Below are 26,512 nucleotides of genomic sequence, written 5' to 3'. Positions count from 1 at the left end.
TCGAGGGTCAGTTATCCCCGTATTATTAAGATTGGGTAGATATTGGGCAAATCAAGTAGCTGTAAAATTTGAACAAAAAAAAGTCCAGCAATTACTGGACTTTTTACATTAAATTATAACTAAAACTACTTAATTTTAGCTTCTTTATAAATTACGTGTTGACGGATTCTTGGATCAAATTTTTTGATCTCCATCTTTTCAGGCATAGTCTTTTTATTCTTATCAGTAGTATAAAAATGACCTGTGCCAGCACTTGAAACTAAACGAATTTTATCACGCATGATGATTCCTTAAACTTTTTCGCCACGGGCACGAATATCAGCTAATACTGCATCGATACCATTTTTATCGATAATACGCATTCCTTTCGGAGTTAAACGTAATTTAACGAAACGGTTTTCACTCTCAACCCAAAAACGGTGAGATTGAAGGTTTGGTAAGAAACGACGACGTGTTGCGTTTCTTGCGTGAGAACGGTTGTTCCCTACGATTGGCTTTTTGCCTGTTACTTGGCAAACTTTAGACATATGAGTACTCCAAAATTAATTTCAGCTCGAGCTTTATTTTCCCCAAGACCGTCGCCTCGGGATCCTGAAAAAGGTGGCATATTATAGAGAAAGTGGTTAGCGAAATCTAGCCTTTATCAACAATCCGACCTTTATCTTTGCTAAAGCAATGTATATCAGCGACTTACGATTGTTTTTTGACTAAGAACAGAAGAAATTTTAGACTTTTATTCGTAAAATGAGTGACTAGTTTTCAATTTCTATACGATTAATCTATATCTGATTCTAATAGCTTATTTATTTTTTCTTGTTGCTCTGCACTACACAGTTCGTCAATTAATATTCTAATAATACGAGATTTAGCCAAGTTAGTGTCAACGGCAAGCGCTTGAAGTTGTTCAATTGCTTGCTCGCTTAATGTGAACGTGGCATGACGGAAAGGCTTGCTTTTTGCCTTACGTCGCTCTGCTTGTTGCTTGACCTCAAATTGTTTTGCTGCCGCAATCGCCTCTTTCAGCCCTAATGTTTGTGATTTTTCACCACTTACAATTTCAGGCGCACCTTTAGCGTAATTTTCAGCATCAGCAATAAACTCATCAACCGTAAATTGCTTTTTGGTTGATTTGCCTTTATTTGATTTTTTTAGATCACTTAAACTCATGTGAGTCGTCCGCTTTCATTGCTAGCAGCTCTTCAGCGATAGCTTTCATTTCATCAGCTGCCTTGCTTGTTGGATCACTCTCTAATACAGATGAACCGCTCTCTTCACTGTCATCGTAAACATTTCGGCTATAGGTAACAGCGTTTAGTACGTTAATACCGTATGAGCTACACACTTCTTTAGCTTCAATAATTCGACTCGCTTGGTTAGGCAGTGATGGGCATTGTGTTATAACAAATGACGCGAGCATTTTAGGGTTAACCATTTTACAGGTACTAAGCATGTCTTCCATGTGAGGCACAGTTTTTAAATCACGACGTTTAGGTCTTAGAGGAATTATAACATGGTCAGCAACCGACATTGCAGCACGTAATGCTAAGTTATCTTGCCCACCACAATCAACAATTACATAGTCATAATGTTGATTTAAGCTCAGTAGGTCATTTCGAATTTTGCCATACAACTGAATACAGTTAATTGCGGGTAATGTTGGATCAGAGTTTCGTGCTTGAATCCAATCAGAAGTTGTTCGTTGCGGATCACAATCAACCATTAATACTATTGCTTGTTTATCACGAGCAAAGTACACGGCAAGATTTTGAGCAAGACAGCTTTTACCACTACCGCCTTTCTCTCCACCTACTAATATCATCATATTGCCATTTCCTTCTATTACTTCCTAAGTATAGTGCATAAATGCACCTTTCGCGCAAAACACCTATTCGTCAAGTTGTAACGCTATTTCAAACCAGCCATTATCCTGTTTTATACAGCGAATTACTCGCCCTGATAACTTTTGACTTCGAGGATCAGCAGCTTTAAAAACCACTTTAACTGATGTTTCTAGTGCTATTGCTTGGTCACAATCGAGTTTAAGGCCACCACGAGAAAAGTCTAAACACACAATTTTTTTTGCTGATTGTTGGCCATCATCATTTACCCAAACAATATCAACTAACTCTTTTTCCATATCCAATCTAAATGACTGCCTACGCTCTTCATTTAGTTTTTCTTGTTCAGCATCTGCCATCAGTTGATCCTTACTTCTTAGTTCTGATTTTATAAAATTAACTGGCATTGAGCGCAGTTGCAACTATTTTCATTAAAGAATACCGTGTTCGGCAAATGAATAACAATGGTGATTAGCAATAATCATATGATCAAGCACTCTCACATCAATTAAACCAAGGGCCTGTTTTAGCTGCTCAGTAATTTGTTTATCCGCCATACTTGGCTCAGCAATGCCTGAAGGATGGTTATGAGCAAATATTACCGCACTAGCACCATGTTTTAATACTTGCTCAACCACAACTCTCGGATAAACCGCTGCCGCATTAATAGTGCCTTGAAAGAGTCGTTCAAATATAATGACTTGATGTTGATTATTAAGTAGCAACATTGAAAATACTTCGTGACGCTCGTGCCTAAGCTCTGCCATTAAAAAATTTTTACTCGCTTGAGAAGAAGTTAGTTCATGTCCTGCACTTAATTCTTCTGCAAAGTAGCGCTTACTTAACTCAAGACAAGCTTGTAATTGCACATACTTTGCAACACCTAAGCCATTTACTTGACAAAAAGCTTGTTCATCAGCTTTATATATTGCCCCAATGCTGCCAAAGGTTTGTAATAGCTTGCGCGCTAAATCAACGACATTACAGCCTTTCACTCCTGTACGTAGAAAAATAGCCAACAACTCCGCATCGCTTAAGCTTTTAGCGCCTAAGTTACGCAATTTTTCACGGGGCTTTTCTTGCTCTGGCCAATCTTTTAGCATAATAACTTCCTTGTAATAAAATTTAAATTATCGGTATTTGGTGGTATCGTATCGCCAAACATTAATAAGATTAGCAGTTAATGAATATTCTTCATGGAAAAAATATCGTCCTTGGTATTACTGGTGGCATTGCTGCCTATAAAACGCCTGAACTCGTTAGACGTTTAAAAGATCACGGGGCAGATGTAAGAGTTGTTATGACTGAAGGTGCTAAAGCGTTTATTACGCCGCTAACCTTACAAGCTGTTTCAGCTAACTCTGTGTCTGATAGCTTACTTGATACTCAAGCCGAATTAGCGATGGGTCATATTGAATTAGCCAAATGGGCTGATTTCATTTTAATCGCACCAGCCACTGCCGATACTATTGCGCGAATAACCGTAGGTATGGCTAATGACTTACTCACAACAGTTTGCCTAGCAAGTGCCGCAAAAATTACCGTAGCCCCGGCAATGAACCAACAAATGTGGCACGCGCCAATCACTCAAGAAAATGTAGCACGCCTAACCGAGCGTGGCATTAATGTTTGGGGACCAGGTCAAGGCGAGCAGGCTTGTGGAGACGTTGGTTTTGGCCGTATGTTAGAAGTAGACCAGCTTGTTGAATTAACTTGCCAGCACTTTCTCGCTCAAAATACAGCACAAATCTTAAAAGGACAGCATTGGTTAATTACCGCAGGTCCTACTAGAGAAGCTATCGATCCCGTACGTTATATTTCCAATCATAGCTCAGGAAAAATGGGCTTCGCTATAGCAAAAGCTGCTGCAGATGCTGGCGCAACGGTTACCTTAGTGTCGGGGCCTGTTGCTTTAGTAACCCCAAGTAATGTGAATCGAATAAATGTTATTAGCGCTGAAAATATGCACCAACAAGTAATGGCACATGTTAAAAGCACAAATGTCTTTATTGCTTGCGCGGCTGTCGCTGATTACAAAATTGCTGAAGTTGCACAACAAAAAATTAAAAAATCTAACGACAATATGCAAATTAATTTAGTTAAAAACCCTGATATTGTTGCTGATGTTGCCGCATTAGCCGATAAACCTTTTACTGTTGGCTTTGCAGCAGAAACACAAGACGTTGAACACTATGCAAAGGATAAACTTACTCGTAAGAACTTAGATTTAATTGCTGCAAATAATGTAGCAGCCAGTAATCAGGGCTTTAATAGTGATACCAATGCCTTAACTGTTTTTAGTCATGCAAAGCAGTTTGAGCTGCCATTAGCGAGTAAGCAACAAATCGCTCAACAACTAGTTGCTTTGATCGCTCAACAACGAGATGAAAACCAATAAATAACAAGATACAATAGTATCTGTCAGACAATAACAGCCTTAGAGAACACAATTTATGTCGGTTAACCAAAAGCCCAACCGTAAACAACAAATATTAGAATGTTTGGCACTGATGTTACAAAGTAGCCCTGGTGAGCGTATAACTACAGCAAAGCTTGCCGCTGAAGTTGGCGTTTCAGAAGCAGCTTTATATCGTCATTTCCCCTCAAAAGCGCGTATGTTTGAAGGGTTGATTGAATTTATTGAAGAGTCGACATTTTCACGAGTAAATCTAATACTTTCAGACCATAAAGAAGCATTAGTAAGGTGCCACCATATTCTGCATGTATTACTGGTTTTTGCAGAACGTAACCCTGGCATGTGCCGCATACTATCTGGTGACGCACTGATGGGCGAAAATGAACGTTTACGTGCCAGAGTTAATCAGTTTTTTGACAAGTTAGAGTCTCAATTTAAGCAAATACTACGTGAACGTAAATTACGTGAAGGTAAAAGCTTTTCTATTGCAGAGCAGCCTTTAGCTAATTTACTCGTGTCTTTCGCAGAAGGTAAAATTAGCCAATATGTTCGTTCTGGATTTACTAAAAAACCAAGTGAAAGCTTTAATGACCAATGGCAATTTTTAATGGCAAGTAAATAAGCTTCTCCCATACCGATCCAAAGATAATGGTTACAACAACAATTATATTATGATTAGGTATGGGAATTTAAATAACCTGAATTCGGGATAAGCTAAGTAAACCAAAGCTACCATTTTTATAGGCTTTAAACGTACATCCATTATTCCAAGTTCAGGTTAAATAGATCACTGTCATGGATAACGTACACATCGCGCTATGTAAAAATAGCTATTTGCATGCGCTCAACCTTATCTTTAGTTATTATACCCGCAATTAAACATTAGATAATACCAATTCGTGTAATACCAATCTCACTAACTATGTGATCATTTCTACTGGCTAAAACAGTCAGCTACTGCGTATAAAATAGATCTCTTAATTAATGAAACTGGTATAATAAAACTAGCCGCGTCTTTTACTCGTGGTGGTATTTCAAAACCAAAGGATGATTCTTTGAGCACCTTATCACAACTAAAACCTACTCTTTTATGGCAATTTTTTGAACAAATTTGTTCAATTCCTCACCCATCAAAGCATGAACAAAAAATTTCATTATGGATCCAGTCTTGGGCAACTGAACTTGGCTTAGACGTTAGCGAGGATAACGTTGGCAATATACGTATAGCCAAGCCCGCAACAGCAGGTTATGAAAATCGTAAAGGTGTAATTTTACAAGCCCATATGGATATGGTACCTCAAAAAAACACCAATACTGTTCACGATTTTTTAACCGACCCAATCACACCTTATATTGATGGTGATTGGGTAAAAGCTAAAGGCACAACGCTCGGTGCAGACAATGGCATTGGTTTAGCTTCAACGCTTGCCGTTCTAGCCAGTGATAACATTGAACATGGTCCATTAGAAGTACTTATCACAATTGACGAAGAAGCAGGTATGACCGGCGCATTCGGTTTACAGCCTGGTTGGTTTAACGGCGATATATTAATAAACACCGACTCAGAGCAAGAAGGCGAAGTTTATATGGGCTGCGCGGGTGGTATTGACGGTACCGCAAGTTTTACCATTGAATATCAAGACGTACCAGCAGGTTACCAAGCATTCAACCTAAATATATCAGGATTAAAAGGTGGTCACTCGGGGGTAGATATTCACCTAGGTCGAGCAAATGCTTGCCAGTTACTGACGCGTTTTTTACTATCGTCTTGCGAACAGTTTGACCTTCACCTGACCGAATTGTCAGGGGGCAGCTTACGTAATGCAATTCCCCGTGAAGCAGATACCAGTTTTGTGATCGCGTTAAAAGATATAGACGCATTTAAAAACGCTTTAGCGCAATATAGTGCAACGATTAAACAAAATTTTCGTTCAGTTGAGTCTGATATTGAAATGCTATTAATTTCGCCAGAAACATTTGAGCAATGCTGGACTAAAACCTGCCAAATGAATATTTTACGCGCGTTAAATGCCTGCCCTAATGGCGTAGTACGTATGAGCGACGATATTGAAGGTATTGTAGAAACGTCATTAAACCTAGGGGTTATGCGTACTAAAGGGGCTAAGTTTGAAGTATTAACCTTAATTAGAAGCTTACATGATGATGGTCGTCTAGCGACTCAAATGATGGTTGACTCTGTGTTTAAGCTAGCAAATGCAGATATTAACTTTTCAGGTGCCTATCCTGGTTGGCAACCCGATATTAAATCACCAATCATGGCGACTGTGCGAGAAACATATCAACAACTATTTAATAAGATACCAGAAATAATGGTGATTCATGCTGGGTTAGAATGTGGGTTATTTAAAGACTCTTACCCTCATTGGGATATGGTATCGTTCGGTCCAACAATAAAGTTCCCTCATTCACCTGATGAAAAAGTTGAAATTGCAAGCGTTGAACCTTATTGGCAATTACTTATTGCTGTATTAAAGGCCATTCCGTCTAAATAAAAGATGTGAATAAATAAAAGTTCATTAGGCTGTGTTGCTAATGAACTTTTGCTAAAAATTTATGCCGTAATAATAAACAATATTGACAGAGGCACACTGAAACTCGCATCTTGAGGTTGAATGGGTATATACTCTAAACTAATTGTAATTTTGAGGTAACATTATGATTCAGCCAGAAAAAATAATAATAGCTGATGATCACCCCTTATTTCGCCAAGCACTATTAGATACACTAAAAGTGCAACTAACCGACACTAGTTGGGTGGAAGCACAAACAATTGAAGAATTGGAGCTACAATTAACACAAAACACTGATGCAGATCTCCTGTTATTAGATTTAAATATACCAGGCGCGCATGGTTTTAACACATTGATCCATGTTCGCAATCACTTTCCTCAAATACCTATTGTTGTTGTTTCAGCACATGAAGATCAAGACACTATCTCGAAAGCGATGGAATATGGTGCAGCTGGGTTTGTACCTAAATCAACGCCTGTAGCGACTATATTTGCAGCAATTCAACACGTTTTAGCTGGTGATACTTGGGTACCAGAATACTTTCAAATACAGCAAGATGACAGTGAATATAGTGATATCGCCGAACGTGTAGCAAGCCTTACACAGCAACAATATAAAATACTGATGATGTTTGCACAAGGCATGTTAAATAAGCAAATAGCTTATGACTTACATGTTTCGGAAGCGACCATTAAGGCCCATGCAACGGCAATATTTCGAAAACTCAATGTCCGTAATCGAACACAAGCTGTTATTGCTATTGGGCAGTTAGATATTTCTGAATCGAGCTTCTCTGACGAGTAGCGCCTTTCCCTGAAGGTATTATCGATTCAGAAAATTTACATTAAACCAACCAGATAAGTCTCTTCATCACATTTGCTACTGCTGTTTGTAGTTGTTTAAATACTTTAGCTAAAACTTGCCCTAGTTCAATTTACAAATGTATTAAAAAGTACAATTGCCCCATTAAGTACCAGGTAGTGATTAAGGCGCGTTATAAAAACTAACGGGTAGATATTTATATCCTAAATTAAGGAAAATTAGCAAGTTTATGGCTATTATCAACTTATTGACTAAAGTTATGTTAGATTTAAGTTATGGCTTGATAACGATAAAATTCAAAGAGTCAGTGGCTCTTGGTTCTACTAAGGCGCTCTACCGATTAGCACTGAACTGTATAAAGGCTTAACGATTTATGAACTTAAAAGTAACCCATAAAGTTATTCTTGGCTTTGTTGTGATAACACTATTGCTATTTGTTACTAGCATTAGTGCAATTCGCATACTTGGTGAAATTAAAAATGCCACCAATCAAGTGGCTGACTATGCTATACCTGTCCAACATTTCAGTAGCAAGGTGCAAATGTCTTTATTAAAGCAGGCTAAGTTATCTTCTGGCATTACCCTAACCACTGATTTAGCAAAATTACATGCATTAAAAGAAAAGTTTAACCAAGAGCATAAGCAGTTAAATCAACAAGTGAAAGAAATTGAAAACTTATTTTCACAACAAAAAGAGTTGAAACTTATTCAAGAGTTTAATCAACTCTACACTACTTACTTAGCCACTGTTACCACCATGTTTACTAAGAAAACGATGGTATTCGAACAATACGCTCAGTTAAATAACATGACAACTGAGTTAATCACTCGCTTTCGGAGCGTAGAAGATAAGTTAGTCGATCTTTCATATATTGAAGATGCTGAAAATGAAGATTTAATCGAACAAATATCATCAGCCTCGGTACCAATAGAAAGTTACGTTGTTAATATGGGGGAAACGATTAGCAGCCTAGTTGATATTGAAAATGTTACTGAAGCTTCTAACGTTAACGATACCATCGACATTGGCTTAAACAATGCTACTCCACTATTTGATTACTTAAAACGTTTAGTTAAAGGGCACTTTAGCGAAGAGAAGGTCGTTAATATCTCTGATGAGTTCGAACAATTAAAAGCAGATTTATTGGTAACCGATAGCATTTTTTCACTCAAAATGGCACAACTCGAACAAATAAAAGCTTTAAACAACTTATTAGCCACATCGGATCAACAGGCAGAAATGTCTCTCGATAGCATAGATAAAATTAGAGCAGAATTCGACAGCCAAGTAAGCAAATTACAAAGCGGTATCTTCAACGATGTTAATCAAGGGCAAACCACTAGTTGGACCTTATTAGCCATTATTATTGTTGTTAGCACAATAATTTCTTTTATTACCGTACGGTCTATGAGTATTCCGTTAACGCGGATCAATAAAATATTATCATTTATTGCCAGAGGAGACTTGTCTCGCCAGTTGACCGTTAGCTCCGATGATGAATATGGTGAGTTGTCCAAAAATGTTAATTTAGTCGTTGCTCACTTGCGCTCGCTAGTAGGGGAAATTAGTAGCAACTCACACTTACTCAATAATGCTGCTGATCTCTCAAGTTCAGAAATTGCTGAAGTGGTAGCTTCAATAAAACGCCAACAGCAAACAGTAATAGACATGACAGCTGTTACTACTCAGTTAAGCGACAATGCTGACCACGTATTAGCTCAAGTAAAAACCGCCGAACATCAAATGAATGACGCACTAGCACAAAGTGATGATTTAAAAAACATTGCCAATAAAACTAATTCACACATTTCATTACTGGTTAATAAGCTTGATACTTCAAGCCATTTAATGGCTGCCTTACAACAACAGTCTGACAATATTGGCGGTATTATTGAGACTATCCAAAGTATTGCCGATCAAACAAATTTGTTAGCCTTAAATGCAGCAATAGAAGCAGCAAGAGCCGGCGAATCAGGCAGAGGTTTTGCTGTAGTTGCCGACGAAGTTAGAATGCTTGCTAGTCGTACCCAAGAGTCTACTGCTGAAATAAACAATATGATCACCTCTTTGCAAGAACAGACACAAAAAGCCGCATTAGATTTAAGTGAAGGAAAAACTGAAGCCACTAACAGCAAAGAGTATACCGATAAACTATTAATAACCTTATCGCTCATTAACACCGCGATTGAACAAATGCATTTAATGAGTGTTAATATTGCAGACTCTGCCAATGAGCAAAACTCATTAAGTAATCAAATTAATGTCAATATTCAAGATGTCGTAGAACTAAGTAAACACAGTAATGAAAAAGCGCTTGCAACCTTGTCATATAGTGAGCAAGTTGCAGGCTTGGCACAAAAATTAGATAAATCTGTTGATCAATTTAATATTTAACCTGAACTCAGGTTATTTAAGCTCAGTCTGGTTTATACCAATTGAAATAACTATTTGACCAATTCAGAGCATCGTTAGGGAAATTAGAACAAAGCAAATTGATGCAGGTGTAGTATTTTCCACTCAATAGCCTACTGTTGGTAGTATAGTTTTTCCAGAGAGACACAAAGCTGAAGTTATACCAATCTCACTAACTATGTGATCACCTAATTAATGAAACTGGTATTATTTAGCTAGATGTTGAGTATTTCGCTTGCAGTTTTTGTGCAAGCATCGCACCCATCATCGCCCGTAAAGCCGCTGGTTTAACTAACTTTCGCATATAGCCAACGTCTGCCGCATCGGTTTTTTCTCCAATATCTGGATCGGTTGTTGCGGTAACTAATATAGCAGGTAAGTAATGATTGCACTTCGCTCTCATTAACTCTATTAAATCGAGTCCGTTAAGATCATTCTCTAATTGATAATCTACGAGTAGAATTTCAATTTCATCAATATGCTCATTAAACAACTGTTTAGCTTGGCTAAACGATTCTGCAGATATCACATTACACTGCCATGCACTGAGCAGCTCAATCATGCCACTGAGCACATCAGGGTCATTATCAATACACATTACCGTTACACCTTTTAAACCAACCTTAGTTGCAGGCTTTTCAATCGCTAATTTAACCTGAGGCAGTGCTTTTTCAACTGAAACACTAAACTTACAGCCTTGGTTAACTTCTGATTTTAGACCTAATTTATGCCCCAGTAACTGACTTAAACTCTGGGTTATATTTAAACCAAGTCCGAGCCCTCTTCCTCCATTGACTTGCGCTGTATTTAATTGAATAAACTGATCAAATACAATATCTTGCTTATCTATTGGTATGCCTGGGCCGTTATCAAGTACAAAAATATCAACGTTATTATGAATCGCCCGTGCCGCCACCAAAATAGTACCTGGGCTTGCATAACGAAATGCATTAGCAATTAAGTTTTGTAAAATTCTACGAAGTAAACCTCTATCAGACCTTACCCACACTTTGGTAGGAGCGACTCGAAACTTCACCTGATACTCTATCGCTGCTGCAGAAAACTCTTGTGCCAATTCTTTTAATAATTCATTTAATGAGAATGCGCTAAATCTAGGTTTAATGTTGCCACTTTCAATACGTGCTATTTCTCCAAGTTCAGCTAATAAGTCATTTGCCACTTTGAGTGAACGATCAATATTAGTGACCTGGCGCTTTTGATCATCATTTAAATTATCTTGGCTAGCCAATGCAGAAGTGAACAAACGAGCGGCTTCTAGAGGTTGCATTAAATCATGAGAGCATGCTTTCAAATACAGGCTTTTTTTAATATGAGCTTGTTCTGCTTTTTCTCTTGCGATAGCCAATGCTTCATTCGTTTGTTCTAACTTTTGTGTTCGCTCTTGAATAATAGTTTCAAGATCAACATTTGTTTCTTTTAATACCTTCTCAGCTTGTCTGAACGCGGTAATATCAGAGAAAAGCATAACAAAGCCCCCACCGGGCAATGGATTTCCTTCTATCCGAATAACCTTGCCGTCATCGTGCACACGCTCAGAGCTATGGGGACTACCACTGCGCAAGTAGGCTAACCGCTTACTCACTTGTTGTTCAATATTACCGTCGCCTATTAGCCCTCTGCTAATGTTAAAACGAATTAGTTGTTCTATCGGGCATCCCTTAAAAATGAGTTCTGGAGGGTAGTTAAAAATATCTAAATATTTTTTATTCCAAGCAACTAGGTTTAGCTCTTGATCAACAATTGATATGCCTTCACTTGCATTTTCAATTGCACTTTGTAGTAAGTGTTCACTATACTGCTGGCGCTGACTAGAGGCTTCTTCAACTAACACGGCTATCTCATCAAGTGCAATATCTCTTCCATCGATTGCCGATGATAGAACTAAACGAGCACTTGACGAACCCATTACGCTCGCTAACGTATTCTCAGTATGTTGAAGTAGCTTTTCATTATAAGCGACGTTGCCTAGCTCTTTTCTAATGGTACTTCTTTGAAAGTTTGCAAAACTATTTCGTGCTTTTTTAACGCCAACAAAGCGTGACACTAATAGCTCTAATTCACGATAGTCGATATGTCGATTAATTTGTGAGTTATGTAAGTCAGGTGACTGCCATTCAAAAAACAATGAAGCTTGAACACGCTCTTGCACACTTTGTCGGCTAATTTGTGACAAGGCCCACATTACAAAAATATTGGCACTTAAACTTAATAAGCTTGAAGTACTGGATGCTGGCAAAAAGCCATCATTGAATGGTTGCTGATACAGCCCAAATTGCGGCAGAAAATTTAATATCAACCACAGCATAAAACCAATTAAAATACCGGCATAAACACCGGTAAGTGTCGCTCTTCGCCAGTAAAAAGCGGCAATCAATGCGGGTGTAAGCTGCGCAAAGGCACCAAAAGCGACCTCACCTAAAGAGCTAAGTGTATCTGGCGATGCCATCAGAAAAACACCGTAACCTAGCAAGGTAACAACTAACACTAGAAACTTTCGAATATTAAGTAAGCGTGAGCGAAAGTTTTCATAATCTGTGTTATTGGCAGTTTCAGAGCGAAATATCATGGGGAAGATAATTTCATTACTCAACATAGTACTTAGTGCAATTGAGGAAATAATAACCATAGAGCTTGCCGCTGATATAGCACCAATAAAAGCAACTAATGTTAACCATGTTTGGTCTTGTGACCAGGGTAAGAATAAAACATAAGCGTCAGCTGGTACTGTATCGCCTAATAACATATCGCCAGCTAATCCAAGCGGTATAGCAAACAGTGCAAATACTAATAAATATAATGGAAAGACCCTGCGCCCCAACCAAGTATCTTTTTGATCTTTTAACTCTACCACCATCACCTGAAATTGACGTGGCAAAGACAAAAATGCGGCCATAACTATCACCAACATGGCCGACATCGATAAGATATTTGAAATATTTGAATTTTCAATTAGCTGTTGATTCGCGCTCGACTGCTGCCAAATTACCGAAGGTGAATCGAATAAAAAAAAGGTAACAAAGATGCCAACAGCAAGAAATGCGAGTAATTTTACTAAGCTTTCAAATGCTATCGCTAGCATTACGCCCGGATGTCGCTCTGTGACATCTATATTGCGAATTCCAAAAACAATGGTAAAGCCCGCTAGAATAAAGCTAACAATTAAACCAAATTTCCATGTACTTATTGTTGTGCCAGCCTGTAATTGCTGAAATGAATAAACAATCGACTTAAGCTGAAGCGCTAAATATGGCAAGGTGCCAATTAATGCAACAACAGTCACTAAAATAGCAAGGTTGTGTGATTTTCCAAAACGCGCAGCGAGTAAGTCAGCAACTGAAGTTAAGTTTAATTTTAAACTTACTCGAATAATGCGCTGTATAAATGGCCAAGCAAAAACAAAAAGCAAAATAGGCCCAAGATAAATGGGTACATGCGAAAGAAAGTTCGTAGATGCTTGCCCTGTGGTACCTAAAAAGCTCCAAGAAGTACAATAAACTCCTAGGGTAAGTGCGTAAATAACAGACTGGCTTTTTTTAACAATTTTATGGCGGTATTTATCACCCAAAAAAGCAATTAAAAATAATAAACCTATATAGCCAATACTAATTATTGATAACTGCCAATTAGGAAACATGCTAGATCTCGTCTTGTTAAGATAATCTGTAGCGTATTAAGCTAAAGCGTTTGTGTATAAAATTCAGCAATATATTTACCACCTTTAATTTCAGCAATTAAGCGAAGTTTATATTTATCACCTTTATTAGCAACTAGCTTCCCTAAAGGGGTTTCTCGTTTCCAATAATAAGGACTATCTTTCATACCTAATCGATAGTATTGAGCTTTATCGCTTTGATCAACAATAAAAAAAGTAGCTGTGTCTAATGGGTAGGTTGAATTTACTGTGGTAATGCCATTTTCATGGGTAACATTCACCTCAAATTCCTCAGCTTTTAAAATACAACGCTGATTAATAACATCGCAATGTCCTTCTTGCTGTATCTGAATAACTTTATTTTCATGTGCTTTATTTTCAAGGTACATATCAGACAGTATGTACCCACCAAGAATTAATATCGGCGCAACAAAAAGAGCAGTTTTAGTATGACGATTCATCGATTATCCTATCGTTCTTTTAAATAAAATTGTTTTAGTTTGATATTAACATCTGTTGAATATCTTATATCATTAATCCACCAACAATGTGATCAATTACGCTGTTAAAGCTTACCCAGAAAATAAAGGCTCCTCAAATGGGAGCCTTTAAAATATCTATCTAGTATAGTTTATTAATGGTCATGCGCTGCTGCAATAGCACCATGAGGTGTACGGAAGTTTGTCACCATTTGTTGTATATGTTTCGGCGCTGGGCCTGTAAACATTAGCAATATGAATGCTACAGCAAAGTTAACTAAAGCGCCTACAGCACCAAACGCATTGGGTGAAATTCCTAAGAACCAATTTGGCTCCATACCACCTAAGAAAGATGTGCCCGGTATAAACATAATACCTTTATGTTGGAATACATATAACATAGTTACACCTAAGCCTGAACACATACCAGCTACCGCCGCTCTACCACTCATTTTCTTAGAGAAGATCCCCATCATTAACGCTGGGAAAATACTCGAAGCAGCTAAACCAAAGGCCAGCGCAACCGTGCCTGCGGCAAATCCAGGCGGATTTAAACCAAGGTAACCTGCCACACCAACAGAAATGGTCATTACAATTCGTCCTGCGAGTAACTCGTTCTTCTCTGATAAGTCAGGTGTAAACACCCCTTTCATTAAATCGTGAGATATTGACGAAGAAATTGCTAATAACAAACCTGCCGCTGTTGAAAGTGCCGCAGCTAAACCACCGGCAGCTACTAGTGCGATAACCCAGTTAGGTAGGTTAGCAATTGCAGGATTAGCAAGTACCATAATGTCGCGGTCAACTTTAATCATTTCATTTGTTGCACTATCGGCATTATATTGTACTTTACCGTCGCCATTCTTATCTTCAAATTGTAATAAGCCTGTATGCTCCCAATCTTTAAACCATTGTGGACGTTCTTCGTATACTAAATTTTGGCCAGCTGCTGGTTCAATTGTATTCATTAAATTAAAGCGAGCCATTGCGCCAACTGCAGGTGCGACCGTATAAAGTAAGGCGATAAAAACTAACGCATAACCAGCTGATTGACGTGCCGCTTTCACTGAAGGCACAGTAAAGAAGCGCATAATTACATGTGGTAAACCTGCTGTACCAATCATAAGCGACATAGTATATGCAAACATATCTAATGTGCCACCCATGTTGTCAGTTGTGTACTCTTTAAAACCTAAGTCGGTTACCACCATGTCTAGCTTATCAAGTAAGTAAACACCGCTACCATCAGCTAACGTTGAGCCTAAACCTAACTGAGGAATAGGGTTTCCTGTGAGCTGTAATGAAATAAAGACTGCTGGAATGGTATAAGCAAAGATTAATACACAATACTGTGCAATTTGGGTATAAGTGATCCCTTTCATTCCACCTAAAACCGCGTAAACCCAAACCACAAACATACCAATGTATAGACCCATGTCATACTCAACATCTAAGAAGCGCGAGAAAGCAACACCAACGCCTTTCATTTGTCCGATGATATAAGTCAAAGAAGCTACAATTAAACAAACAACCGCCACGATACGTGCTGATTTTGAGTAATATCTGTCAGCAATAAATTCCGGTACAGTAAATTTACCGTGTTTACGCATATAAGGCGCTAAACACATCGCCAATAATACATAACCACCGGTCCAGCCCATTAAGAAGACTGAACCACCGTACCCTAAAAAGGCAATCAAACCTGCCATTGAAATGAATGACGCTGCACTCATCCAATCGGCACCGATAGCCATACCATTTTGCATGGGTGTAACACCACCTCCTGCAACATAGAAATCGCTAGTAGAACCTGCCCTTGCCCACCAGGCAATAGCAAAGTAAAGCGCAAAAGAGCCGAAAACAGCAATGTTTGTATAGAGTGTTAACTCATCCATTTTCTACTCCTCCACATTATATTTTTTATCAAGGTCATTCATTTTCTTGGTATACCAGAAAATCAAACCTAAGAAAGTGTAAATTGAACCTTGCTGTGCAAACCAAAAACCTAGCTTGTACCCACCTAGACGAATTTCATTCAACGGCTCAACTAAAAGTATACCGAAACCAAATGACACCACGAACCAGACAGCAAGACAGATGAATATTAGGCGAAGATTTTCTTGCCAATATGTTGTTTTGTCTTCCATTATTCTCTCCTAGCAATTAACTAACTGAGCTTAATGCTCGTTTAGTAAAGCGTTTTATATTTATTAGTACGCTTATTTACCTGTTATACCAATCTCACTAATTATGTGATCATTTCTACTGGTTAAAACAATCAACTACTGCGTTATTTATTTTATAATTAGAACAACTAGTTATGAAAATAAATGCCTTGTATTTGACTGTTTTCACTGCGTATAAAATAAATCACTTATTTAATGAAACTGGTATTATTGTAATTAGCAAAACTCTCAGTAGGTTATGCTCAATTAGAACAAAAGCCCTTGCGAATTTTAGCTAATTTAAACACTAACAAGCTTTTTGAGCTCAAGGTATTAAACTTTAGTCTAGAGTTGTGCAATTAACGTTGACTTACTTTAGTCAAATCAACTAAAAACAACATATAGATACTAAAATTGAGGCTGTATACATGGAAAACGAACTAACAGAAATTAGTGCTTTCATCAGAGACATACCGCCTTTTGAGCAGCTCTCAATGTCGGTAATTAGCCAGTTAACTAAAGAAATACACATTTGTTATGTACGCAAAAACCAGCCACTTCCCCCCAAAGATTGTGGCACCGAAATGCTTTATATAATTCGAAAAGGAGCGTTGGTTTATCGTTCGGTTGAAGGCGAATTACTTGGAAAATATGGCGAAGCAGATATTTGTACAGTATTTATTTGTGCGAATAAAGTTACAGATATAGAAGTACAAACAGAAGAAGATACGTTACTGTATTGCTTAAGCTATAACGCATTTAAAAAAGTCGCTGCTGACTTCCCAAAAGTGATCAGCTACTTTGCTAATAGCTCTGAAGAAAGACTTAATAGACAAATGCTCCAGTTAAATGAGGATGCCATTATTTCTTCTTCTTTAATGAATACCTCTGTCAGCCAGTTTTGTCATGGTCCTTTAGCTACTGTTGATAGCAGCAATAGCATTCAAGAGGCCGCTATAAAAATGACTGAACTAGGGTTTTCATGTTTAGTGGTTACCAATAACAATAAGCCCGCAGGTATAATTACCGATAAGGATATTAGACGCCGTTGTGTCGCACAAGGCCTGCCCTTTACTCAGCCAGTTTCTAACATTATGACCAAAGATATGCTGACACTAAATGAAAACGACAGAGCCTACGATGCGCTTATGCTCATGACAAGTAAACGCATACATCACTTACCCGTTTCTAAAAATGGCAAATTAACCGCAATGGTTACCATTACTGATTTAATGAATAACGAAGGTCAAAACGCCATTAACATCACCAATATGATCCGTCGAGCTAATAACCTTGGCGAACTAAAAGTTATTAGCGGTCTGTTACCCAAACTTCAAGTAAAAATGGCTAAATTAGGTACTACGGCTGATCATATTGGCAAAAGTATTAGCGCAATAACATCGGCTTTAACCATACGACTAATAGAAATTGCAGAAGATATGTATGGCCCTGCGCCAGCCCCTTGGGCTTGGTTAGCCGCTGGCTCACAAGCACGACAAGAGCAGTTTGCTCATTCTGATCAAGATAATGCAATTATATTTTCTAATGATGTTATTACTGAAGATAGGGGATGGTTTAAGGATGTTGCGACATTTGTTTCAGACGGATTAGCAGCCTGTGGTTTTATTTATTGCCCCGGCGACATAATGGCAACGAATACTAAATGGTGCCAACCCCAATCAACTTGGCATAAATACTTTGAGCAATGGGTTAATAAACCCAGTCCGCAAGCATTACTTAATAGCAGTGTATTTTTTGATTTAATTACTATTTATGGTGACGACAGCCTAGTAGCAGACGTGAGAGAAAAACTGCTACAAAAAACTAAGGGTAATAGCTTATTTTTGGCTCATTTATCACGTAATGCCTTAATGCTAAGACCACCATTAGGTTTTTTTAGAGACTTTGTTTTAACGCCTAATGGCAAAGATAAAGCAACGTTAGATTTAAAGCATAATGGTATTGCTCCCATAGTCGACTTAGCACGAATTTATGCGTTAGCCGAAGGGATAACAGCAACCAACACAATAGAGCGCTTGTCTTTAGCTGCAGGTACTCGCTCCCTAACCAAGTCTTCTGCAGCTAATTTAATTGATGCTTATGAGTTTCTTGGTATTTTACGTATGAATCATCAAGCAGTAAAAATACAGGCGGGAGAAGCACCTGATAACTTTTTAGCACCCAAAAATATATCTAAGCTTGAACGAGAACATTTAAAAGATGCGTTTAAAGTAATTAAAACCATGCAAGACAACCGCCAAACAACCTATTAGAGTTAATTATGTATAGCAATCATTTTTTATTACATTGGTTAATGGGTTACGAAGCTAAAAGAAAGCGCACATTAGCCATAGCACCTGAAGGCCCATTAAAGCACTTTTTGTCAAAGCCGTTACCCCCACCGCAAACACCGCTAGAAGATATTGAATTGCTTTCAGTTGACTTTGAAACAACGGGACTTGATGCTGTTAATGATAAATTACTCAGCGTTGGTTTTGTTGAAATGACCCATCAGCAAATAGCACTTAACCACTGTTATCATAAAATAATTAATACTGAACAGGCACTTACACCCGAGAACGTAATTATTCATCAAATCACGGATGATCAAAAAGCGCAAGGCGCCCCCTTAAAAGAGGTGATTGATGATTTACTATATGCACTAACAGGAAAAATTATGGTGGTGCATTTTGCTCGAATAGAACGTCAATTTTTACGACAAGCATGTTTAGAGGTTTATGGTGTAGCACCGCCGTTAGCGATAATTGACACCCTAGTGCTAGCAAAACGAAAATTAGATAAACGGGATGTTGCATACGACCCATCTGAACTGAGGCTAGGTGCTGTACGCCAAGCCCACCAATTGCCAGAGTACTATGCACATAATGCACTTAATGATGCGGTTGCTACGGCAGAGCTATTGCTCGCGCAATTATCAACTATGTCAGAACAGGTAAGGCTTAAAGAGTTATTATTATAAAAGTGCTCAAACGTGAGCGTGTCAGTTGCTTTTCTCGCACTTCTACCTAGGAATTAGATTAACTGTTCAATAAGCATAGTAAACAGTAAGTCTTTTTCAATTGGCTTACCAAGATGGTCATCAAAGCCAGAAGCGAGGTAGCGAGGTAGCGATCTACATCTTCTCGCATTACATTTGCTGTTAATGCAATTATGGTCAAGTTAGGCATTGATTCTTTAATTATTTTACAGGCTTCAATACCATCCATAACCGGCATTTGAATATCCATAAATATTAAGTCTGGTATTTGCTGGTTAACCGCATTAACCGCTTCTTGACCATTATTAACTATAGTAACCTTAGCCCTAGTCGAGGCGAGTAGTTTCTTAATAATAACCTGATTAACGCGATTATCTTCAGCCACCAAAATAGACTTAGTGCTCAAATCAATACCATGTTCACCATCATGATTATATTTAATTAGTTTAGTTGCTTTACTGAGTGGCAGCGTCATAGTAAATGCTGTCCCTTTACCTACCTCACTATTTACGTTAATTGTACCATTCATTAACTCAACGAGTGTTTTACAAATTGACATGTCTAAACCAGTACCACCGTATTTGCGAGTAGTGGAAACATCCGCTTGGGTAAATTGTTCAAATAATGTCTCAAGGCCTTTAGCATTCATGCCAATACCAGTATCTACTACATTAAAAATTAACTGTGAATTATCGGCATGACTTTTACAGCTTAATATCACCTCACCTTGTTCGGTAAATTTAAACGCATTAGTTAATAAATTCAGTAGTACTTGTCTTAAACGAGTGGGATCTCCAATCCAAAATGGGTGAATATTTTCTTCTACTTCTACAGAAAACTTAATTTCTGCATTATTTTGCTGTGCGGTAAATTGCATTTTGAGCTGTTCAATAATTTCGAGCAGGTCAAATACGCTATACTCAAGCTCTAACTTACCCGCTTCAATTTTAGAAAAGTCTAAAACATCGTTAATAATAAATAGTAGATTTTGGGTAGATGATAAAGCGTTATCAACTAACCCTTGAGCGCTTTTATTCATAGGCTCAGCTTTTAGTAGCTGTAATGAACCATAAATTCCATTCATGGGTGTGCGAATTTCATGGCTCATATTGGCGACAAATAAACTTTTGGTTTCGCTAGCAACTTCAGCAAGATTCTTTGCTTTCTCTAACTCATGGTTACGCTCATCTAGTAATCGTAAATGCTCGGTTAAATCAGCATTAAGCTCAGACAGCTTAAATGTTTTAGCCTTAACCGACTTACGCAGTTGTAAATTAAAGCCTAGTACTAACACCAGTAACCCTGTAAAAGCGATCATAATAAAAAGAATATAACGATAGTTGAGTAACGACTCAGACTTTATATAATCAGCTAAAAGCAAACCCTCTAACGGCAACATTTCTTTAGCAAGCCCTGTATCATGGTAGATACGTGCAATTCGAGAAAAGCGCTCTTTATATGTTGCGCCAATAGGCAACACTTCTGACATAATCAACGGCTTAGTTTTACGCGCTTCAAAGCTAAGTGAATGTTTATCTAATTCAGGTCGATACTCATTAATAATTAGATTTATAATTTCTTCTTGATGGGTTAATGCATACTCCCAACCCTTCAAGCTTGCCTCTACAAACGCTTGTGCTTTTTCTAGGTTGTTTTCCACATACCCTTGAGAGGTAAAAATTAAGTCACCATAAAAATCAATGCCATAATTAGCAGGATCCATAATCGATATATCAATATTTTTACTTTGATAAAAATTTGGTTGATTCGTGCTGTAAACAGAAAAAGCGTCAAGGTCCTCTTCAATTAACCTTGCATCATTGAAATTAAAAGGAACATAAGTAAATTGATTTTGCCTAACACCAGTGGCTGAAAACATTGCTGTTATTGAAGCACCATCAACCGTTCTTTGGTAAGAGATTTTTTTACCAATTAAGTCTTCCGGCGTTTTAATACCAGACTCTTTTAGGCTAATTAACACCAAAGGGCTATGCTGAAAAACAGCGGTTAGCACCACCACAGGTTTTTGTTGCATTCGTTGTAAAACAATACTGGAATCTGATATACCAAAGGTAGCAACGCCATTGAGTACGTCATCTACTGGGTTTGTTTGCGGATTTCTTGCTCTAATGTCAACATCAAAGCCCGCGTCTTTATAATAGCCTTGCTGCTTCGCCGCATAATACCCAGCAAATTGAAATTGATGTTTCCACTTCAGTTGTAACACTACTTTATCATTCGTAAAACCAGTTAACGGCAAGCACACTATTCTCAGTACATTAGAAAGTAACTTTATATTAGCTTAGTCACCTTTTTCTGCAACTGCCTGAACATTAATAAAATTAACCGATGCTAGAGCGTGTTGGATTGTTTGATTTTTGCAATAATAATTTAAATCACATTTTCCACACCAATAATTGGCTATTAGACTCAAAAATAGCATTGTTGGATAATAGGTTTTATACCAAACGAAAGCTAACTATCAACCAGTATTTTTTGACTTCATCAGCATCGCTAATAACTGGTCTTTTAAGTGTAAGCGTTGTTTTTTATTCGAATTTAAATATTCATCTGTAGTATTTTCCACCCCTTGTTCAATGCGGCGCACTTCATGATCAAGTGCATGGTATTCTTTAAACAAGCGGGAAAAGTGAGCGTTATTCATTTTTAATTCATGTATTGCTTGTTCAAACTCTGGCAGCTCATGATGTAAATCGTGCTTTTCAATCATAATAAAAACCTTTCAGCGTTAATTTTGTCATCACACTCACAGCACTGCCCATAGGTGTTATTTGCAAGTCGAATAATACCAGTTTCATTAATTAAGTGATCTATTTTATACGCAGTGAAAACAGTCAAATACAAGGCATTTATTTTATAACTAGTTGTTCTAATTATAAAATAAATAACGCAGTAGTTGATTGTTTTAACCAGTAGAAATGATCACATGGTTAGTGAGATTGGTATAATAGCTTCGTTGACTAATGCTAATTCAATCTTGGCTTCTCGATGGATCGCATCTAATACTTCATCATTTTCACTTTCTGTTGTCTGTTCAGCAAAGTCGGCAGAGCGTCCTTTTTTAAAGTCTGCTTCTATTGCAGATATACGCGTGGTTAATTCAGCTTGCTTCTCATGTAAGAGTGTTGAAATGTGTGACACGTCCATAGTTTCTCCGTTGTTTAAACAATGGGTACAACGTCACTATATCGCGATATCTCGCAATGCGTTTGATCTAGCGCAAACAAGCTCTCGGTATTACCGGCTCAGGCTAAGTTCACCCTAGCCGTTAACTGAGGCTAAGGTGAACTAAGGGCAAATGTGATTATTTTTTCAAACTGTGAAAAACAAACTCTTTAGGCGGGGTAGCTCCCATTAGGTGCGTAACAAAGTAGTCCCAACGCTTACGAAGCATAAAAGGCTCTCGCGAAAAACCATGGCCCCGGTTTGGTAGCATGATCATATCGAAGTCTTTATTTGCTTCGATTAAAGCTTCAACTACCACTAATGTATTATATGGAGGTACATTGGTGTCTGTTGTGCCGTGGGCAATTAACAATTTACCCTTCAAATTTTTAGCAATAAGTTGATTAGCTTGGCTATCGTAGTTAGTTGTACCGTCCTCGTTATTCACTAATAAACCATGAAATTTTTCGCCCCATTCATCAGCATAGTTACGGTTATCATGATTTCCTGCCTGTGAAACAGCGACTTTATAAAAGTCAGGATAAGTTAATAACGCACGAGTGGATGCAAAACCTCCCCCCGAATGTCCCCATATTCCAACACGGGTATCATCAATCCATGTATATTTTTCTGCTAACTGTTTAATTGCTGCGACTTGGTCTGGAATACCACTGTCCCCCATATTGCCATAATAGCCGTCATGAAAGCTTTTTGATCTACCAGGAGTTCCTAAGGCATCAATGGCTACAACAATAAAGCCTAGTTCAGCAATTGCATTATGATCGTTTCTTGACGCCTGAAAATGACGACCTCGAATACTGCCTACTTGCGGGCCAGGATAAAGATAATTAATTACTGGGTATTTTTTAGTTTCGTCAAAGTTTGACGGTGTAAAATATAAACCATAGATGTCATGTTCACCATTACGATCCTTTACTACAAAAGGTGTTGGTGCTTGCCAACCCGTTGCTAGTAACTTAGTAACATTCATCTTATCGATAAGAAAACCTGAACGAGAAGTAGTGCTACGTATAAATGTTTCTGTTGGAATTGTTGGTGTTGACACGCTATCAACAAAGTACTTACCATCATCCCTTAATGTAACTCGATGATGTTTTTTCTCCGGCGTTAATAAAGTTAACTCTGAGCCATCTTTATTAACACTGTATAAATAGTGAAAATACGGATCTCCACCTTCACGTCCTGCACCGGTGAATATGAGTTTATCGTTTTCTTCATCAACATGAAGTAATTCAAGCACCGTCCAATCACCTTCAGTTATAGCTTGCTTTACTTTACCCGTTGCAGCATCTATCAAATATAAATGCCCCCAATCACTGCGCTGAGAAAACCAAATAACTTCATTGCTTTTAGCTAGGTAATGCCAACTTATACCGCTAACACCAGATTCAAAAAATGTCTGTTGTGTTTCGGTAAAAATGGTAGTTACCTTGCCAGTATTTGCATCGGCTATTTTTAACGTGGCTTTTTTGTGATCGCGACTTGATGAAACAAATGCGAAGCTTTGTCCATCGTCTGCCCAGTCAATATCAAGCAAACTACCATCACGGCCAGCAACGTGGTCTGTAATAGTTGAGCGGTGTGCGTCAGGCGCCATGTCTAGCTTAACTAAGTTACCTGACTCAATATCAATAACAACTCGGTGGATAGAAAAAATATTTTCATCGCCAGGTAAGGGGTATTTCCAAACGTCAATTTCAGGATGGCCTACAGCGGTAGAAACTATTGCCATTTCTCCTACTTTACGACCGTCATGCTTGAATGTGGTAAGCTTTTTAGAATCAGGCGACCATTTTACCACTGGTGATCCTCTTCGCACCCAACCTGCATTATTTGTTGCATAACCAAAGTCTTTAACACCATCAGTTGTCAGCTGAGTTTCTGTTTTATTTACAAGATCACGTACCCATAAATTATGATCTTTTATAAATACCGCTTTGGTACCATCTGGTGAAGCTAACTCATTGCGTTTTTTTGTGTTTTTATCGAGTTCACACAAATAGCTAGTTAAGTTGCACTGGTAGGCTTTACCTTTGATGGCAACATCTAAACGCCCTTTCATATCTATATCAATTTGATAAAAGGGTAACTTATTGTGTTCAACCGCCGTGTCTGTTACTCGTGCTATAGATTCAGCTAATTTTTGGTGATCAAAAGCAAGTGACTTTTTTTGAGAAAGTGCGTTAACAACAAAAAAGCGCTCGCCGTTTTCAGTTGTGCTACGATAACTCAGTTGGCCATTACTCATCCAATGTGGATAATTAACGGTTCCTGTAACTAACTTATTGGTTGTTTTCGATAAACGCTGCTCGGCGCGTTTATAGTCTTCCTCGGTTATTTGTATAGCATTAGATGTTAGCGGTAAAAGCACTAACAAAGGGATAAGTGAAAAACACTTCCTCATAAAGCACACCTTATTTATTAATATTTTCAGTTATTGTAACAACTCTCATTCAAGAGAAAAGTAAAACACGTTCAATTGGTTTATAAGCACGACAAAGCTGCCATTACAATGAGTTTAATTTCCGCTTTTTATTCACTGGTTAAATCTTAGACTTAGGTCTAATTCCTAATCCCTTGATTACACTTTATCTTATAAAACAAGAAATATAATAACGATAAAATAGCCAAGAAGGGATGAATGTAGTTTCCAAGGCTAAAATATAAACGGGGAAATAAAATGTTCAATAAAAAGCAACTATTAATAGCTACGGGCCTACTTGCTATGGCTAGCACTTCACATGCAACTTATACCGTAAAAATTAATGATACCGATAGTATTAGTTTTGGCGGTTACCTTCAGGCAGATGTCCGTTATGTTGACGGTAATGTAAATTCATATTTAGGTGACTTTTGGATTGGTAATGCCGTAGAAGGAGACGTTTCAAGTGTTAAGTTCTCCGCGGCATCATCAAGGTTAAACACCAAGTATGTACATGGTGATATTACCGGTTTTGTTGAAATGGATTTTTATACCGGTACGGGTAACCAAGTACTAACAAACTCTGTTAGTCCTCGGTTACGACATGCATTTATTAAATACAAAAACTGGACCGTTGGTCAAACTTGGTCAACTTTTATGAATACCAGTGCTTTAGCAGAGTCTGCCGATTTTGGTGGCCCCTTAGTTGCTTCAGCCTTTGTTCGCCAAACACAAGTTCGTTATACCCATGGTAACTTTCAAGTAGCCATAGAAAACCCAGAGTCTTATGGTGGTGACAGTAGCCAAGATTCAATGCCTGATGTGGTAGGTAAATATACCTTTAGCGGTGATTGGGGAAATGTAGCAGTGTCAGCAGTTGCTCGACAACTTAACACGCTTGGTGGAGAGTCTGAGTCTGCGTTAGGTTATGGCATTTCGGGTCGAATTAAAACGGTGGGAAATGACGATCTTCGCTTTGCTTTTCATGGAGGCAATACCGGCCGTTATGTAGGTGCAGCAGCATCTACCGATTTAGTTGGTGAAGAAGTCGAAGATGCCACTTCAATTATGGTGTCGTACCGCCATTTTTGGACAGAAACACTACGTAGTAATTTTTTCTACGGTAATACCGAAACAGATGAATCAGATCGCGACCGCAGTCATTGGGGAATCAATATTTTTAAAAGTGTAACCAAAGAGTTATCTTACGGTGTAGAGTTCGGTAACTATGAAGTAGCTGATATGGATATTGAATCTGACTACGCACAACTATCAATAAAATACGTGCTTTAAAGTGAAGTGACTCAACAGTGGTTCTAGGTTAATTTTTGACAGCATAAACTTTGACCCAAAATGCCAAACTACAAATTTTTTATGATTTTTTGGCGGCATAAATGACCTACAACTTTTTGTAATTGAAACACACTCTTGCGTTAGTTAACCTCAACTGAGGTTATTTTAGGGGAAGTACTTTACTTCCCTTTTTTTCATTCTATTTTAAAAAAATATTATAAGTAATTGTTTAAATGTGCTTTTTAAATTAAACA

Annotated in this window: 22 protein-coding genes; 8 read left to right on the top strand and 14 right to left on the bottom strand. The window is 38.0% G+C overall.

The features are described 5' to 3' along the window. Positions 1–125 precede the first annotated feature (125 nt). The 6 genes from rpmG to radC all read right to left on the bottom strand — a co-directional run bounded on the left by rpmG (position 126) and on the right by radC (position 2,944). Positions 126–281, bottom strand: a complete 156-nt coding sequence (gene rpmG, locus QUD79_RS00560; RefSeq protein WP_126670413.1) for a 50S ribosomal protein L33 — start codon at positions 279–281, stop codon at positions 126–128. 9 nt (positions 282–290) lie between these two features. Continuing rightward, the gene (gene rpmB, locus QUD79_RS00555; protein ID WP_184422245.1) at positions 291–527 is read right to left on the bottom strand and encodes a 50S ribosomal protein L28; all 237 of its coding nucleotides are present in this window, start codon (positions 525–527) and stop codon (positions 291–293) included. Between the two features lie 247 nt (positions 528–774). After that, on the bottom strand, positions 775–1,167 hold the full coding sequence (locus tag QUD79_RS00550; RefSeq protein ID WP_184422247.1) for a hypothetical protein: 393 nt from the start codon (positions 1,165–1,167) through the stop codon (positions 775–777). Continuing rightward, positions 1,154–1,822 (bottom strand): AAA family ATPase, encoded by a 669-nt coding sequence (locus QUD79_RS00545; RefSeq protein ID WP_184422249.1) that lies wholly within the window; start codon positions 1,820–1,822, stop codon positions 1,154–1,156. Before QUD79_RS00545 ends, QUD79_RS00550 begins: the two co-directional genes overlap by 14 nt. Positions 1,823–1,885: 63 nt before the next feature. After that, complete coding sequence (locus QUD79_RS00540) at positions 1,886–2,197, bottom strand: PilZ domain-containing protein (protein ID WP_184422251.1); 312 nt, start codon at positions 2,195–2,197, stop codon at positions 1,886–1,888. A gap of 72 nt (positions 2,198–2,269) precedes the next feature. Then, entirely contained in the window at positions 2,270–2,944 is a 675-nt protein-coding gene (gene radC / locus QUD79_RS00535) for a RadC family protein (protein ID WP_184422406.1), read from the bottom strand. Positions 2,945–3,021: 77 nt separating this feature from the next. Here radC and coaBC point away from each other — a divergent pair, with 77 nt between their 5' ends. The 5 genes from coaBC to QUD79_RS00510 all read left to right on the top strand — a co-directional run bounded on the left by coaBC (position 3,022) and on the right by QUD79_RS00510 (position 10,003). Next, positions 3,022–4,236, top strand: a complete 1,215-nt coding sequence (coaBC, locus tag QUD79_RS00530; protein ID WP_184422253.1) for a bifunctional phosphopantothenoylcysteine decarboxylase/phosphopantothenate--cysteine ligase CoaBC — start codon at positions 3,022–3,024, stop codon at positions 4,234–4,236. Positions 4,237–4,291: 55 nt separating this feature from the next. Continuing rightward, on the top strand, positions 4,292–4,876 hold the full coding sequence (gene slmA, locus QUD79_RS00525; RefSeq protein WP_184422255.1) for a nucleoid occlusion factor SlmA: 585 nt from the start codon (positions 4,292–4,294) through the stop codon (positions 4,874–4,876). 433 nt (positions 4,877–5,309) lie between these two features. After that, a complete protein-coding gene (locus QUD79_RS00520) occupies positions 5,310–6,767 on the top strand; it encodes an aminoacyl-histidine dipeptidase (protein ID WP_184422257.1) in 1,458 nt (485 codons plus the stop codon). 160 nt (positions 6,768–6,927) lie between these two features. Further along, positions 6,928–7,590: a response regulator gene (locus QUD79_RS00515; RefSeq protein WP_385958579.1), complete on the top strand. Its 663-nt coding sequence runs from the start codon at positions 6,928–6,930 to the stop codon at positions 7,588–7,590. Between the two features lie 391 nt (positions 7,591–7,981). Continuing rightward, on the top strand, positions 7,982–10,003 hold the full coding sequence (locus tag QUD79_RS00510; RefSeq protein WP_184422261.1) for a HAMP domain-containing methyl-accepting chemotaxis protein: 2,022 nt from the start codon (positions 7,982–7,984) through the stop codon (positions 10,001–10,003). Between the two features lie 229 nt (positions 10,004–10,232). Here the strand turns inward: QUD79_RS00510 and QUD79_RS00505 are convergent, their stop codons facing one another. From QUD79_RS00505 to QUD79_RS00490, 4 genes are all read right to left on the bottom strand, one after another. Further along, a complete protein-coding gene (locus QUD79_RS00505) occupies positions 10,233–13,676 on the bottom strand; it encodes a hybrid sensor histidine kinase/response regulator (RefSeq protein ID WP_184422270.1) in 3,444 nt (1,147 codons plus the stop codon). Positions 13,677–13,717: 41 nt separating this feature from the next. Then, entirely contained in the window at positions 13,718–14,155 is a 438-nt protein-coding gene (locus QUD79_RS00500; protein WP_184422272.1) for a hypothetical protein, read from the bottom strand. 173 nt (positions 14,156–14,328) lie between these two features. Beyond that, on the bottom strand, positions 14,329–16,068 hold the full coding sequence (locus tag QUD79_RS00495) for a sodium:solute symporter family protein (RefSeq protein WP_184422274.1): 1,740 nt from the start codon (positions 16,066–16,068) through the stop codon (positions 14,329–14,331). A 3-nt stretch (positions 16,069–16,071) separates the two neighbouring features. Continuing rightward, positions 16,072–16,320 carry a DUF4212 domain-containing protein gene (locus tag QUD79_RS00490; protein ID WP_184422276.1) on the bottom strand — a complete coding sequence of 83 codons (249 nt, stop codon included), beginning with the start codon at positions 16,318–16,320 and terminating at the stop codon, positions 16,072–16,074. Positions 16,321–16,766: 446 nt separating this feature from the next. Here QUD79_RS00490 and QUD79_RS00485 point away from each other — a divergent pair, with 446 nt between their 5' ends. Together QUD79_RS00485 and QUD79_RS00480 are read left to right on the top strand one after the other, a co-directional pair. Beyond that, positions 16,767–18,611 (top strand): putative nucleotidyltransferase substrate binding domain-containing protein, encoded by a 1,845-nt coding sequence (locus QUD79_RS00485; protein WP_184422278.1) that lies wholly within the window; start codon positions 16,767–16,769, stop codon positions 18,609–18,611. An 8-nt stretch (positions 18,612–18,619) separates the two neighbouring features. Beyond that, positions 18,620–19,318: an exonuclease domain-containing protein gene (locus tag QUD79_RS00480; RefSeq protein ID WP_184422280.1), complete on the top strand. Its 699-nt coding sequence runs from the start codon at positions 18,620–18,622 to the stop codon at positions 19,316–19,318. Positions 19,319–19,376: 58 nt separating this feature from the next. Here QUD79_RS00480 and QUD79_RS00475 read toward each other — a convergent pair whose 3' ends face one another. The 4 genes from QUD79_RS00475 to QUD79_RS00460 all read right to left on the bottom strand — a co-directional run bounded on the left by QUD79_RS00475 (position 19,377) and on the right by QUD79_RS00460 (position 24,947). Then, positions 19,377–21,596: an ABC transporter substrate-binding protein gene (locus tag QUD79_RS00475; RefSeq protein ID WP_184422282.1), complete on the bottom strand. Its 2,220-nt coding sequence runs from the start codon at positions 21,594–21,596 to the stop codon at positions 19,377–19,379. Between the two features lie 222 nt (positions 21,597–21,818). Further along, positions 21,819–22,067 (bottom strand): HP1242/YdcH family protein, encoded by a 249-nt coding sequence (locus tag QUD79_RS00470; RefSeq protein WP_221435118.1) that lies wholly within the window; start codon positions 22,065–22,067, stop codon positions 21,819–21,821. A gap of 212 nt (positions 22,068–22,279) precedes the next feature. Next, a complete protein-coding gene (locus tag QUD79_RS00465) occupies positions 22,280–22,504 on the bottom strand; it encodes a hypothetical protein (protein ID WP_184422284.1) in 225 nt (74 codons plus the stop codon). Between the two features lie 157 nt (positions 22,505–22,661). Continuing rightward, positions 22,662–24,947 (bottom strand): S9 family peptidase, encoded by a 2,286-nt coding sequence (locus tag QUD79_RS00460; protein WP_184422286.1) that lies wholly within the window; start codon positions 24,945–24,947, stop codon positions 22,662–22,664. Positions 24,948–25,223: 276 nt separating this feature from the next. Between QUD79_RS00460 and QUD79_RS00455 the strand changes: the two genes are divergently transcribed. Continuing rightward, positions 25,224–26,258: a DcaP family trimeric outer membrane transporter gene (locus tag QUD79_RS00455; RefSeq protein ID WP_184422288.1), complete on the top strand. Its 1,035-nt coding sequence runs from the start codon at positions 25,224–25,226 to the stop codon at positions 26,256–26,258. Positions 26,259–26,512 lie beyond the last annotated feature (254 nt).

Source organism: Thalassotalea piscium, assembly GCF_030295935.1.
GTDB classification, from domain to species: Bacteria; Pseudomonadota; Gammaproteobacteria; order Enterobacterales; family Alteromonadaceae; genus Thalassotalea_B; species Thalassotalea_B piscium.
This window is presented reverse-complemented; position numbering and strand designations above follow the sequence as displayed.